14 protein-coding genes, 1 tRNA gene and 3 pseudogenes are annotated in these 13,041 nt (G+C 61.3%); 6 read left to right on the top strand and 12 right to left on the bottom strand.

Annotated features, from left to right (window positions below):
* Window positions 1–4: 4 nt before the first annotated feature.
* A tRNA-Gly gene (locus QTA57_RS10495) sits at window positions 5–78 on the bottom strand.
* Window positions 79–151: 73 nt separating this feature from the next.
* Here QTA57_RS10495 and QTA57_RS18625 point away from each other — a divergent pair.
* Window positions 152–277: pseudogene (locus QTA57_RS18625) on the top strand (hypothetical protein); the annotation flags it as partial.
* Between the two features lie 24 nt (window positions 278–301).
* Here the strand turns inward: QTA57_RS18625 and QTA57_RS10490 are convergent.
* From QTA57_RS10490 to QTA57_RS10475, 5 genes and pseudogenes are all read right to left on the bottom strand, one after another.
* Complete coding sequence (locus QTA57_RS10490; RefSeq protein WP_290151371.1) at window positions 302–439, bottom strand: hypothetical protein; 138 nt, start codon at window positions 437–439, stop codon at window positions 302–304.
* Between the two features lie 611 nt (window positions 440–1,050).
* A complete protein-coding gene (locus QTA57_RS10485; protein WP_290151370.1) occupies window positions 1,051–1,485 on the bottom strand; it encodes an RbsD/FucU family protein in 435 nt (144 codons plus the stop codon).
* A gap of 13 nt (window positions 1,486–1,498) precedes the next feature.
* The gene (locus QTA57_RS18620) at window positions 1,499–1,669 is read right to left on the bottom strand and encodes an SDR family oxidoreductase (protein ID WP_407933516.1); all 171 of its coding nucleotides are present in this window, start codon (window positions 1,667–1,669) and stop codon (window positions 1,499–1,501) included.
* A gap of 88 nt (window positions 1,670–1,757) precedes the next feature.
* Window positions 1,758–2,003, bottom strand: a pseudogene (locus QTA57_RS18615) (SDR family NAD(P)-dependent oxidoreductase); the annotation flags it as partial.
* A 152-nt stretch (window positions 2,004–2,155) separates the two neighbouring features.
* A complete protein-coding gene (locus QTA57_RS10475; protein WP_290151368.1) occupies window positions 2,156–3,280 on the bottom strand; it encodes a zinc ABC transporter substrate-binding protein in 1,125 nt (374 codons plus the stop codon).
* Window positions 3,281–3,336: 56 nt separating this feature from the next.
* On the opposite strand from QTA57_RS10475, the pseudogene QTA57_RS10470 reads away from it, so the two are divergent.
* From QTA57_RS10470 to QTA57_RS10460, 3 genes and pseudogenes are all read left to right on the top strand, one after another.
* Window positions 3,337–3,854: pseudogene (locus QTA57_RS10470) on the top strand (transcriptional repressor).
* Window positions 3,851–4,594: an ATP-binding cassette domain-containing protein gene (locus QTA57_RS10465; protein WP_290151367.1), complete on the top strand. Its 744-nt coding sequence runs from the start codon at window positions 3,851–3,853 to the stop codon at window positions 4,592–4,594. Before QTA57_RS10470 ends, QTA57_RS10465 begins: the two are co-directional and overlap by 4 nt.
* Window positions 4,594–5,391, top strand: coding sequence for a metal ABC transporter permease (locus QTA57_RS10460; RefSeq protein ID WP_290151366.1), 798 nt, complete (start codon window positions 4,594–4,596; stop codon window positions 5,389–5,391). The genes QTA57_RS10465 and QTA57_RS10460 overlap by 1 nt, the downstream gene beginning before the upstream one ends.
* A gap of 1,003 nt (window positions 5,392–6,394) precedes the next feature.
* Here the strand turns inward: QTA57_RS10460 and QTA57_RS10455 are convergent.
* The 3 genes from QTA57_RS10455 to QTA57_RS10445 form a co-directional block, all read right to left on the bottom strand.
* Window positions 6,395–7,060, bottom strand: a complete 666-nt coding sequence (locus QTA57_RS10455; RefSeq protein ID WP_290151365.1) for an SOS response-associated peptidase — start codon at window positions 7,058–7,060, stop codon at window positions 6,395–6,397.
* A 41-nt stretch (window positions 7,061–7,101) separates the two neighbouring features.
* Window positions 7,102–7,266: a hypothetical protein gene (locus QTA57_RS10450; RefSeq protein WP_171562088.1), complete on the bottom strand. Its 165-nt coding sequence runs from the start codon at window positions 7,264–7,266 to the stop codon at window positions 7,102–7,104.
* Window positions 7,267–7,445: 179 nt separating this feature from the next.
* Entirely contained in the window at window positions 7,446–9,056 is a 1,611-nt protein-coding gene (locus QTA57_RS10445; RefSeq protein WP_290151364.1) for a bifunctional metallophosphatase/5'-nucleotidase, read from the bottom strand.
* A 124-nt stretch (window positions 9,057–9,180) separates the two neighbouring features.
* Between QTA57_RS10445 and QTA57_RS10440 the strand changes: the two genes are divergently transcribed.
* Together QTA57_RS10440 and QTA57_RS10435 are read left to right on the top strand one after the other, a co-directional pair.
* Window positions 9,181–9,519, top strand: coding sequence for a DUF952 domain-containing protein (locus QTA57_RS10440; protein ID WP_290151363.1), 339 nt, complete (start codon window positions 9,181–9,183; stop codon window positions 9,517–9,519).
* Window positions 9,519–10,571, top strand: coding sequence for a quinone-dependent dihydroorotate dehydrogenase (locus QTA57_RS10435; protein WP_290151362.1), 1,053 nt, complete (start codon window positions 9,519–9,521; stop codon window positions 10,569–10,571). Before QTA57_RS10440 ends, QTA57_RS10435 begins: the two co-directional genes overlap by 1 nt.
* 58 nt (window positions 10,572–10,629) lie before the next feature.
* Here the strand turns inward: QTA57_RS10435 and QTA57_RS10430 are convergent, their stop codons facing one another.
* The 3 genes from QTA57_RS10430 to QTA57_RS10420 are packed head-to-tail and all read right to left on the bottom strand — an operon-like array spanning window position 10,630 to window position 12,909.
* A complete protein-coding gene (locus QTA57_RS10430; RefSeq protein ID WP_290151361.1) occupies window positions 10,630–11,955 on the bottom strand; it encodes an MATE family efflux transporter in 1,326 nt (441 codons plus the stop codon).
* 1 nt (window position 11,956) lies between these two features.
* Window positions 11,957–12,466 carry a PaaI family thioesterase gene (locus QTA57_RS10425; protein WP_290151360.1) on the bottom strand — a complete coding sequence of 170 codons (510 nt, stop codon included), beginning with the start codon at window positions 12,464–12,466 and terminating at the stop codon, window positions 11,957–11,959.
* Window positions 12,463–12,909 carry a PaaI family thioesterase gene (locus QTA57_RS10420; RefSeq protein ID WP_145216739.1) on the bottom strand — a complete coding sequence of 149 codons (447 nt, stop codon included), beginning with the start codon at window positions 12,907–12,909 and terminating at the stop codon, window positions 12,463–12,465. The genes QTA57_RS10425 and QTA57_RS10420 overlap by 4 nt, the downstream gene beginning before the upstream one ends.
* Window positions 12,910–13,041: the final 132 nt, after the last annotated feature.

Genomic DNA, 13,041 nt, shown 5'->3' with positions numbered 1-13,041 from the left:
GATTTGGAGCGGGTAGCGGGAATCGAACCCGCACCAAGAGCTTGGAAGGCTCGTGTGATACCATTTCACCATACCCGCCCGCTTACAATGCTCGTTAGTTCATGGGTTATTGGACGTCAAGTTGAGCTTTGGAGCCGTCGTACTTTCAGGAGTGCTTCTCGATATCTCCTGTGTGCTCTTCGAGGGCGCGCGCGTGGCTTCGGGTACGGCCGAGGCCGTAGGCCGGTTGCGCGCTGCAAGCTTGTCGGTTCGGTTACTGACAAACTCCATGAGAGTTCCCAAGCGGGTGATCATAGATGAGCTATCCGCCATCGGCTTTGCCGTATCCGACGGTCAGGCAGAACGGCTGGCCACTGGCGTTTCGCGCGGCTCCGGTCTCGCGGAGCCAGCGGACAGCGGCCTCGGTCACTGCGTAATCCTTGACTTGATAGGCTGCCATTCCCGGCCCCGTCCGCTCGAGCGACTCCGGGTTGGCATCGTTGGTTCCCGCAAGGGGCCCAAGGGACTGCCGAGCCGCAAAGGGGAAGTTGCGAGAATGATCGCCGACGACCCTCAACGCGTATCTATGCAACTGGTCCGGCCCGATCACATGGAGCCGCCCGATAAATGCGGGCGCAAACACCGCCGCCCTGCTCGATGCAGCCAGCAAGGGAGTCCGAGCGCAGTATGTCGTCGTTCGTCCAGCACTCCTGTCGGTGCGGCCAATGGTTGCAGCCCGATGCGCCTCGGGGATCTTGGCCCCCAAAGCAGGACTTGGGTGCACTGGGCTTGGGAAATACGGCTCGTTCTCAGCGGAATCTCCTCGCTCATCTCGCAAAAAAGATTCTGACTTCGCACGTCACGGACCGTTGGGATGATTGCTTACGGCTTTCCGGCACCGCGACGTTGTTCCGTTGAGCGACAGGGCTGCGCTGCCACCGCGACCGGAGAGACCAGGGCGCCGCTGCCTGAAGAGAAGATCTCCACGCCCCCATGGCCGCAGCGACAGGAAGTACAAAGCAGCCTCAAGATCACCCTAGAGATCGGGCGGACGCAGAAGGTAGACCCGCGTCAGGCGGAGAGCACGCCCTTTCGCAAGATGAAATTCCCGTAACGGCGCGGTTCGGCGCAGCGCAGCACGGCGAACGCGAGTCCTGCACGCTCGTAGAAGGCGAACCGTTCCAGCGAGGCCGGCAGGATGCCAAGAGCCGCAAACATCGGGGCAATCTCTTCGACGACCTCGGGAACGGCGTGGGGGTCGCCCACGACCTGCATGGTAAGCACCGGATCTGGCTCGTGGGTATCGAGCGGGAGCAGGGACAGAACCGCGCGCAGCGCCCGGGGGCTCGGCGCATCCATACGAAGGCTCTTGCCGAGCACGGTTCGCCGCGCCACGGACTCAGCCGGAAAATTCGCGTCCGACAGCACGATCTCGTCACCGTGCCCCATCAGCGCAAGCACCCGCAGAAGATCAGGTGAGAGCAAGGGCTCTACGCCCTTCAGCATATCCGTGCCTCCATCACCGTCCCTCCTTCGACGCTCCGGTGGCGCCAATGCTGCGGTCGAGTTGGACATAGCCGCCATCAGGGAACAGCCACTGCCCGGTCATATGGCTCGCGCGGTCGGACAGAAGGAAGGCGCAGCAATCCGCGATCTCTCGCGCCGTCGTCATGCGTTTTCCAAGCGGGATCCGAGCCGTGATCTCGGCCGGCGCTGCGTTGCCATCGGGCAGCCTGTCGAGCCAGCGGCGTCAGAACTTCGGCAACCACGATGGCATTGACCCGCACACCGTCAGGCAGAAAGGCCACAGCCCATTCGCGGGTCAGCCCGAGTTGCGCCGCTTTGGCCGCCACATAGGCCGAGGTATCGCCCTGCCCGGTCAGAGCAGTCTTGGATGTGATGTTCACAATGGCCCCACGTGCCGCCCGCAGATCCGTCTCGAGAAGGTGCACGAGCGTGTAGCAATGCAGCAGGTTCTGCTCGAGACTTGCGCGGAACGCCGCTGGCCCAGCCTCAAGGCCCACGCCGTCGTTCGCGCCCGCGTTGTTCCTGGGCCGCCCAGATTTGGAGTTGGTTCCACGGCACGAGGTACCACAGAGCGGTGGCGCCACATAGCAAGAGGCCAAGCCCCATAATCGCCCAAAGACCGCGCCGCCGACGCGATCCGGTTTTGGTGTCACAGGCACTCCGCCAGGGTCGTTGCCATATTGCGGAGAAGCTGCGGGTAGAGGTCCGATCCTGGCTCAAGCTCTGCGCCAAGCGGATCAATCACGCCGGTATTGGCGTCCGTTCCATCCAGAACAACCTCGACAATTCCAGGATTGAATTGCGGTTCGGCAAGAACGCAATCGATCCCCTCTTCCTGAATGCGACCCTGGATCTCGGCAATCCGAGCCGGGCTTGGGTCAGAGGCGTCGCTCAGCGAAATCGCACCCGACGCGGGGAAATCGAAATCCGTCTCGAAGTATTGGTAGGCGTCGTGGAAGACAATGAAGCTGCCGCCGCGCACCGGGTCGAGCGTGGCAGCGATCTCAGCCGAGAGCGCCTCCATCTCTTCGCGCGCGGCGGCCGCGTTGGCAAAATAGGTGCCAGCATTGTCCGGATCAGCGGCGGACAATTGACCCGCGATCAGGTTCAGCCACGTGCTGGCGTTTTCGGGCGACAGCCAGGCATGAGGATCGTGTTCGCCATGGTCGTGGCCTTCATGCCCGTGGTCATGGCCGGCATGGTCGTCATGATCATGTTCCCCATGGTCGTGTTCTTCGCCCTCGGCATGCTCTTCGTGACCATGGTCGTGGTCGTCGTGAGCGTGATCATCGTCATGAGCATGCTCATCATGAGCGTGTTCGTCATCATGGGCATGTTCTTCATGGTCATGATCATGCGCGTCCTCTGCATGCGCGTCATGACCTCCATCACCATGGTCGTGGCTATGCGCCTCAAAAAGCGCGCCTTCACGGAAATCAAGCAGGATCGTCCCTTCGGCGTCCAACAGAGTCGTGACGGCGGCATCCTCGGCCAGCGTCTCAACCGCATCGTCCATCCAAGGCGTCAGGTCCTCACCTAGCCAGAACACGAGGTCCGCCTCTTGCAAAGCCGCAGCCTCCGAGGGGCGCAGGCTGTATTCATGGGGCGAGGCACCCGGCTGCACAATCAGGTTCGGCGTTCCGACCCCGTCCATGACACGCGCCACCAGCGAATGGACCGGCGCGATATCAACCGCCACGTTCGGCACATCGGCCATCGCCGTGCCACCCATCAATGCGGCCGTGGCTGATAGGGAAAGAAGCTTTCTGGACATAAGAACCCTCATGTGATTTTATAACGTTGCGAGCCACATATCTGATATGGAATAACATGACAAGAGACGCGCAGACCCACGACGCGGAAGACACGACCCCGCTCGGGTTCCAGCATCATGATCACGGCGCCTGCATGGCGGACGCCCTCGCATCGGCCGAGGCAAGATGCGCGGCTGAGGGCTGCGCCTGACCCCGGTCCGGCGAAAGGTGTTGGAACTCTTGCTGCAAGAACATCGGGCGCTTGGGGCCTACGTGATCTTGGATCTTCTTCGCGAGGCCGGCTTTGGGTCGCAACCCCCGGTTGCCTATCGTGCACTCGATTTTCTGGTCGAGAACGGGTTTGTGCATAAGGTCGAGCGCCTCAACGCATTCGTTGCTTGCGCTCATCCAGGCCGATCGCACTCGCCTGCGTTCATGATCTGCCGTATGTGCGATGCGGTGGCCGAGGCTCAATCGGCGCCCGCGAAAGGCGCGCTTGGGGCCGCTGCGCGTGCTACAGGCTTTCAGATTGAGCGCACCGTCGTGGAGGCCGAAGGGGTTTGCCCGTCCTGTGCGGAAAAGGCCGACGCATGAGCCTCATAACTGTCGACAACCTCAGCGTCCGCTATGGCGCGAACACGGTGCTGCACGACGTGTCTTTGAGCGTCGAACCGGGCGAGATCGTGACCATCGTCGGTCCGAATGGTTCGGGCAAGACCAGCATGCTGAAAGCCATCATCGGGGCCATCGAGCCCGCGGCGGGACAGGTCAAGCTGCAGCAAGGCCTGCGGATCGGTTATGTGCCGCAGCGCCTGCATATCGATGCGACCCTTCCGATCACCGTCGAACGCTTCATGCGCCTGACCGGGCGCGTGACACGTCAAGACTGCGCGTCAGCACTTGAGGCGGCAGGCGTGCCAGATCTTCTGGAAGCGGCAGATGTCGCAATTGTCGGGGGGCAGTTCCAACGGGTGCTGCTGGCCCAGGCCTTGATCAATCGGCCCGACATCCTGCTGCTCGATGAGGCGACGCAGGGGCTCGACCAGCCCGGCTCAGCTGCGTTTTACCGACAGATCGAAGAGGTTCGCCGCGACACTGGCTGCGCGGTGCTGATGATCAGTCATGAGCTTCACGTCGTGATGAGCGCGTCGGACCGTGTGATCTGTCTGAACGGTCACGTGTGTTGCGAGGGGACGCCCGCGATCGTGGCCTCCGCGCCGGAATACCGGGCCCTCTTCGGTACGGGCACGGGTGGTGCCCTGGCGCTCTATCGGCATGATCACGACCATGATCACGATCACGACCATCCGCATAGCCACGAGGCCGCTGAGTAATGTTCGACGATTTTATGACCCGTGCCACCCTCGCCGGGGTTGGTGTCGCTTTCGCGGCGGCGCCTCTTGGTTGTTTCGTAGTTTGGCGGCGTATGGCCTATTTTGGGGATGCCACGGCGCATGCGGCAATCTTGGGCGTCGCCCTATCGCTCGCGCTTCAGATGTCGATTTTTCTCGGCGCCGTTGTGGTTGCGCTGATCATGGCCCTGACGGTCACGCTCCTCGCCGGGCGCGGCTATGCGATGGACACATTGTTGGGGGTGCTCGCCCATTCTGCGCTTGCTTTCGGGTTGGTTGCGGTCTCGTTCCTGTCGGGCATCCGGATTGATCTGATGGCCTATCTGTTCGGTGATATCTTGGCTGTCTCGCGCAGCGATCTTCTCGTGATCTGGGGCGGCGCGGTTTTGGTCGTGGCTCTCATCGCTTGGCGATGGTCCCCACTTCTGACATCGACGCTGAACGCAGAACTGGCTTATGCCAGTGGCATAGACCCCAAGCGGGAGCAGTTGATCCTGACGCTCGCCCTGGCGATTACCGTGGCGGTTGCCATCAAAGTCGTCGGGGTCCTTCTGATCGCCGCCATGCTGATCATCCCTGCCGCCGCTGCGCGGTCTCTTGCCCGCACGCCGGAAGCGATGGCCCTGATCGCGGCGGCTATTGGCGGGATTTCGGCGGTTGCCGGTCTGCGCGCGGCCTATCTGTTCGACACGCCAGCCGGCCCCTCCATCGTCTGCGTGGCGGCGGTTTTGTTCGCGGGGTTGAGCGCGATCGGTTGGCGCAACCGGAGCGGGGCGTAGGCGGCGCGGTCGCTCGCTCGCTCGAAGCATACCGGCTCAATGCGGCGAGCAGCCGAGAAATCTGCTGCTCACATTCTGGCCACGTCGCGCGCTGACGCGCAATTCCGTGCCAGAAATCCTGCAGGTGGGGTCGTCGAAAGTGTCGAATAGTCGAGAGGTGAGAGGTGAGCAACAAACGGACCCTCTCGCTGTCGTTATCCCAAGCACATTCGGTTCCGTATTCTCCCCACCAGACGACACTTTGGGGTCGGTTGGCTTCTCCACAGAGATAATAACGGTGCAATAGCGCGACGTTGCTCGACACTGATTCCAAGTCTCCCTTGGCCTTCGCCGGAGATGTTTGGTCCAGGATCGGTCGGCCTTCTTTTCTTGTGCTACTCCCCGCGATGGAGATGGTCGATCTCGCCGCAGTTGCCCTCCCCACGCGCGTTCTACAACTGATCGTTCAAATACTCTGTCTTTTTTGCGACGGATCAGAATCGTCGTCTTCAGAATCGCCGGAATCTGTAACAGGTCCATGGTCCTCCAAGCCGTCCAGCATACGCTAGGCTCGTCCAAGGTCACCGCATGATGACGCGTATCTTCACCCTCAAAGATGATACCCGAACTTATCATGGTCATTGCGCGTATGATTATGAAGTTGCGCCCCCACTCCGATAGACGACTCGGCTTGCCTTTGAGCCGTAGAATCTGTCCGCACCGGGCGTTTCCAGCGAAATCTCGCAAATCATCAGGACAGTGAGCGCCTGCCAAAAGCCGGGTAACAGCCACAAAACAAACGAGGTCGAATATCTCGCTATCGGCAATCTGATGGGCGCACCATGATCTGAGACGGCATACCTATGCGGCGCGATCAGACACGCCGCCTTATTTCCGCCCTTTTTTGGAGGTATTGTCCATTAAGCAGCAACAATAACAAACATAACGAGCAGGCTGCAGAAAACAATCCTCCCTGGACTGGATCGGGCCGCGTGTTTCTTGCGGCCCATTTTCTTGCGCGCCCTCAGGCGACCAGTGGCAAGATCAACTCGGGCCCATCCACCTTGTTGGAATTTACCTTTGGATCAACACGATGGGCCTGCAAACGTCCTTCGGGCGCGGAGTGCATCAACGGCGCGGCCCCTTTACCGGCTTCGCCCAACCACAGCGCCCAATGCTCTGGCGCGAGCGTTACAGGCTCTCGGTGATGAATTGTCGACATCGTGGGGCCGGCGGCGCAAGTGACAATCGCGCAAGTTGTAAACCGATCATCGCCCTTCGACCAACTTTGCCAAACACCTGCAAAAACAAGCGACTGTGCGTTATCAGGCCGGATATACCACGGAAGCCGCTTGCCATCGGCATCCTTGGTCCATTCATAAAACCCGGTTGCAGGAATAAGGCACCGCCGCTCTCGGCAGGCCATGCGAAAGGCTGGCTTCTCCGCGATTGTTTCTGAACGAGCGTTAATCAGGAGCGGGCCATCGGTGGGCGATTTATACCAATGCGGCAGGAACCCCCATCGCATCGGGCGATAGCGCCGTGTGCCCTCTTCGGAGGTGACGACGGCCACATCTTGCGTCGGGCAGATATTGAAGCGATCGCCATCGGGAATGTCGTTTGACGGCACGGCCTCAAACAACCGCGCCATCGCATCCGCCGCCTCACTCAAAACAAAACGCCCGCACATGAGGCAGAGCCTAGTGCGGGCGCGAAACGGTTAAAAGTGGATTAAGCGCCGTAGACGGCTTTGTAAGCGATCTTTTCAGCGTCACCGCGGTAGATGTTCAAGTCCAGCGCGACATCCAGCGGCATCCGAGCGATCTCGGACACGGTCCGGTTGTAGGCCGCACGTTTTGCGGCGGCGGTACGCAGGCGTGCAATTATCGAAGTCATTGTGCAGTCCTTTCTTGGCTGTGTGTTCGTGTTCGATGACCCCAATATGATAGCGCTAACGAGAACCACAATTGACAGTTTTCGATGGCCGCAATGCGATTTCCGCATAGCAGCATTTGGAACGAGAAAGGGCCGGCGCAACACACCCCGCGCCGGCCCCGTAAATCAGAGATAAACCGTTACTCTGCCGCTGAAATTCGGCCATCCGTGAACGGCATGTAAGGCGTGTTTTCGCCCAGATAGTCGGCCACAACCTGCTCCAGGCCGGGACCGAAATCATAGGCATTCATGCCATTGGTTGCGAACATGGAATACCCATCGCCGCCACCGCGCATGTAGTTGTTGGACACAACGCCATAGATCGCCTCGGGGTCAATCGCCTCCCAACCGCCATCGATTTCGAGCTCGGCGGATACGATCCGGCTGCCCGGCTCGGCCGCCGCGTCCCAGACATAGCGCATGCCAGAGACCTGCGGGAACCGGCCCGCGCCGTCCTCAACCCGGCTGACCCCGTTTTCGAGCGCCGCAACAACATCTGCACCGCTGAGCTGGAAGGTCGCCAGCGTGTTCTGGAATGGCAGAACGGTGAAGACCTCACCCATGGTGATGTCGCCGCCATCGATAGAGGCACGCAACCCGCCACCATTCTGGATCGCGATCTGAATACCTTGGTCACGCACGCGCTCAAGCATCGCATCGGCCACCAGGTTCCCCATGGCGCATTCCCCGGCACGGCAGACCTCGCGCGAACCTTCAATCGGTTCGGACGCGACCGAGACGACATCACTCATCGCCTCTTCGATGGGTCCGGCCAGTTCGGCGACGCGGGCAGCAATCTCGGCATCGGGTTCAACGCTGGCATCCAGCACCATCGTATCGCCGCCTGCATAGACGACATTGCCGTCATCATCGAAGGTCACTTCGAGATGGCCGAGATACTTCGAATAGGCATAGGCCTGCACGATCGGCACCAGCGTGCCTTCGGGGTTCGTTGCGAAGGTCGGGTAAGGCCCGGCACGGTCTTCGTCGCTGGCCGAGAGATAGGTGTGCGAATGCCCTCCCACGATCACATCGATGCCAGAGACCGCCTCGGCAATGGCGATATCTACCGGCAAACCGACATGGGTCAGCGCGATGATCATGTTCACGCCCTGCTCGGTCAATTCGTCCACATCGGCCTGTAGCGCATCCACCTCGTTTTGGAAGATAACGTTCGGCCCGGGGCTGGAGGTTTCCACCGTGTCGGTCGCCAGTGCAGAGACCACACCCACCTGCATGCCGTTCACGTCCAGGATCACGTAGTCGCCCACACGATCGTTCAGCAGGTTCGACTGGCTCAAATCTAGGTTACCCGAGATAACTGGGAAGTCGACGAGATCGAGGAAATCAGACAGGCCCTGCGGCCCATCATCAAACTCATGGTTGCCCACCGCCATGGCGTCAAAGCCGATGGCCATCATCATTTCGGCCTCAACTTCGCCCTTATAGGTCGTGTACATCAGGCTGCCCTGGAATTGGTCCCCCGCATCCAGAACGATGACATTCTCGCCCGCCGCCGTCAGCTCGTCGCGCCGCGTGTTGATCGCGGTGGCCACGCGGGCCACACCGCCGAAGCATTCGCCCGCCGCGTCATCTTCGGCGTTGCAGGTGCTGTCGAAGCGGTTGATCGGCTGAATCCGGCTGTGCAGGTCGTTGATATGCAGGATATGCAGGGTCGTCTCCGCCGCGGCAGGTGCGGCCACGCCCAAAGCAGCCAGCATCGCGGTAGAGCGAAGAATTTTCGCAATCATGGTGTATACTCCCAGGTGGTGTTGACCCGTCCAGATTGGCGGGCGGGCGCGGGCAAGTAAAGCCATTTGCGTGACGTGGTGACGACACTTGACGCCACGGCGCGAACCGGCCATCTCCGACCCCATGCAGATTTACAAGATATTGCGCGCCGAAGAATGGGCCGCGCTGACCGCCGCGGGTGAGACATCAGGCGCGCCGGTCGATGTGGCCGATGGATACATCCATTTCTCAACCGCCAGCCAAGCGGCCGAGACCGCAGCGAAGCATTTCGCGGGCGAGGACGGGTTGGTGCTGTTGGCCTATGACACCGACACACTTGGCTCGGCGATTAAATGGGAGGTGTCGCGCGGCGGCGCCAAATTCCCACATCTCTATGCACCGCTTCGCCAGGCCGACATGCTCTGGCACGCGCCATTGCCGCTTGAGGATGGGGTCCACATCTTCCCGGAAAGCATGATCTGATGCTGGAACGCGCGGGCCTCGCTCTGATGCATTGCATGGACCCTGAGCGTGCTCATGGTCTTGCGCTGAGCGCATTAATGACTGGCTTAGCTCCGCATCCAGGCCTCGTGACCTCGCCGCGCTTGCGCACGGAGATTGCCGGGCTGACCCTCCCCAATCCAATCGGCCTGGCTGCCGGATTCGATAAAAACGCCGAGGCCCTTGGCCCCCTGTCGAAATCTGGGTTCGGTTTTCTGGAAGTGGGCGCCGCCACGCCGCGCGCGCAACCCGGCAATCCGAAGCCACGCCTGTTCCGGCTGAGCGAAGATCGGGCCGCGATCAATCGGTTTGGTTTCAACAATGACGGGATGCAGGCGATCTCGGCGCGTCTCGCCACCCGCCCGCATACGGTTCCCGTTGGTCTCAATCTCGGGGCCAACAAAGACAGCGCCGATCGGGCCGCCGATTTTGCCACGGTGCTCAGCCATTGTGGCCCACATATCGACTTCGCGACGGTGAATGTTTCCTCCCCCAACACCGAAAAGCTCCGCGATTTGCAGGGCAAAGAGGCGCTTGCAGCGCTCCTAGACGGCGTCATGCAGGCCAATGACGCTTTGCAGACCCCACGCCCGATCTTCCTGAAAATCGCCCCGGACCTGAGTGACGCCGACCTGGAGGACGTGGCCGAGGTTGCAACTAAGGCCAGGTTGGCCGGGATCATCGCGACCAATACGACGCTCGACCGGACCGGTCTCAAGAGCCGTCATGCGGGCGAGGCAGGCGGGCTCTCTGGACAACCGCTGTTCGCGCGCTCGACCCGTGTCCTCGCGAAACTCTCCGAGCTTACCCAGGGCCAATTGCCCCTGATCGGGGTCGGCGGGGTGGCCAGTGCGGAACAGGCCTATGCCAAGATCAAGGCCGGAGCCTCAGCGGTGCAACTTTATACGGCGCTGGTCTATGGCGGGCTGAGCCTCGTCTCCCAAATCGCCCGCGACCTGGATCATCTCTTGGCGCAAGACGGTCATGAGAAGATCGCAGACGCCATCGGCACAGATCGTACGCCCTGGCTCTAGCGGGAGCCGTTTTCTGGCCAGAAAACGGGCGGGAATTTTCGCAAAATTCCGCCCGCTCTCAATCAACTGCCCGCTCCAAAGCCGGGTAACGCGCGCCGAGCGTGATCCCCCGAGCAGCGAAAAACACCAAAAGCGCCGCCCAGAGCCCGTGATTGCCAAAGGGCGGGATCAAGAGCCAGAGCGCGGCCAGATAGATCAGCCCCGACAGGATCATCATATTGCGCATATCCCGGCTCCGCGTGGCGCCGATGAATATCCCATCCAGCATCCAGGATGCGCAGCCGATCAGGGGTGCAGCCACCATCCAAGGCAGATAGATCCGCGCCTCGGCCCGCACATCCTCCGCCGTCGTCATCACATCGATGATCCAGCCGCCGATCAGCGCGAAGCCAATCGCCATCGCGATACAAATCCCCAAGCCCCATTGACTGGTCATCAGCGCGCTCCGCCGAAGCGTTCCGCGCGCCTTTGCTCCCATCGCTTGGCCGACCAAGGCCTCCGCTGCAAAGGCGAAGCCGTCCATCGCATAGGCCGTGATATACATGAACTGCATCAGGATCTGATTGGCGGCCAGAGGCACATCGCCAAAATCCGACCCGATGAACAGGAATGAGGTGAACCCGGCCATCAGGATCACCGAGCGGATCAGGATATCGGTATTGACCGCCGCCATATGCCAGAGCCGCGCCTTGTCAAACACCCGCGCCCAATCGCGCCAAGCCGCGCCCTTGAAGCCACCTCGGCAGAGCCATATCCCAAGCGCGAACCCAGCCCATTCGGACAGGAAGGTGCCAAGCGCCACGCCCTGGACGCCCCATCCAAGGCCCAGAACAAAGAAAACGCTGAGCCCGATATTCAGAATGTTCATGCCCAATTGCAGAACCAACATGCCCGTCGTGCGCTCCTGCGCGATCAGCCACCCGGTTAGCCCGTAGATCGCAATCGCCGCCGGGGCGGAGAAGATCCGGATCGCCATATAGTCGCGCGCCAAGCCCTCCACTTCGTCGCTGGCCGGGGCGATCTGAAACGCGGCCCAGAACACCGCCGCCTGGACTATGATCAGTGTCAGCCCCGCCACGCCCGCGATGATCAGGACCCGGCTCAACAGCGCAGACACTTCCGCCTGGTCCCGCGCACCGATGGCCTGGCTGGTCAAACCGACCGTCCCCATGCGCAGAAAACCGAATATCCAATAAACGCTGCTGAGGATGATCGCGCCGATCCCCACCGCGCCAATCGGCGCGGCTTGGCCCATCTGCCCCACAACGCCGGTGTCGACCGCGCCGAGGATCGGCACAGTGGCGTTGGACAAGACAACAGGCAGCGCGATTTTCAGAACTCGGCGATGGCTAAGGGGCTGGGCCGAGTCCTGGGTCGCCTCCATCCTATCCCGGGCGTGCAGGCATCAGGAAATGCCCGGTGGCTTGGGCAAAAAGCCGATTGCGATTGTCCTGCCAAGCCTCGACATGGACCGACGCATAACGTCGCCCACTGCGGTTCACCCGGGCGCGCGCATACGCATCGCGCGGCAGGCCGGAGCGGAGATAGTCCACCGTGAAATCAATGGTTTTCGGCAGGCGCGGCAGAGTCTCGGGGCGCAAATCTTCCGCTTCCAAGCGGCCATTTTCGATCTCGTCCCAAAGCATCTGGAAGCTCAACTCGATAATCGCCGCCGTTTCGAGGAACGAGGCCGTGGCGCCACCATGCAGCGCGGGCAAAAATGGATTGCCGATCAGCTTGTCATCGTAATTCAGCACCGCCGTCAGCTCATCGCCGCGCCGGTCGAATGTGATCCCCATGCTGCGGATATAGGGCACCCCATCAACCAAGGCCGAGAGCGCCGCATCACGCCGCTGTTTGATCAAATGCACGGGTTCCGGGCGGCGGCGGCTCATGGGCTAACCTCCGCGCCTTTGCCCTGTTCAATGGTGAATGCCCCCGTCGCCGAGGCGACCGGCCGCGTCTCATCCTCGTCAAAAGCTTGGGCCCGCACAAACGCCACGGATCGGGTCACATGATAGCATTCCGCCCGCGCCAAAATCCGCTGCCCCGGGGTGGCGGGCCGCATATAGTCGATCCTCAGATCAATCGTCGCCGTGCCAACCGGCGCGTCCGAATGGCTCATCACCGCCGCACCGCCGCAGGTATCCATCAAGGCCGAAACCGCCCCGCCATGGATCACACCGGTTTTCGGGTCGCCCACCAGCGCCTCGGAATAGGGCATCGAGATCACTGCGATCCCGTCGCCGATTGTGTCCAGATGCATCTGCAGCGCTTTCGAAAACGGGATTGCTTCGATGAATTGCCGCGCAATCCGCGCCTTATCGTCCGGCGTCATGTCCCACCCTCTTCGTCCTTGGCCAGCGGCACGCCAGCCGCACCACCATCCCGATCCACGCCATCGCGCGCAAGGGGCAACATCGCTTTGCATTCGCCCCGCGCCTCATGCAAAAGTGACGTTACGTCCCGA

The sequence above is a fragment of the Fontisubflavum oceani genome, assembly GCF_030407165.1.
GTDB classification, from domain to species: domain Bacteria; phylum Pseudomonadota; class Alphaproteobacteria; order Rhodobacterales; family Rhodobacteraceae; genus Rhodophyticola; species Rhodophyticola oceani.
The sequence above is the reverse complement of the archived record's forward strand: the minus strand, read 5'-3'. Positions and strand labels throughout refer to the sequence as shown.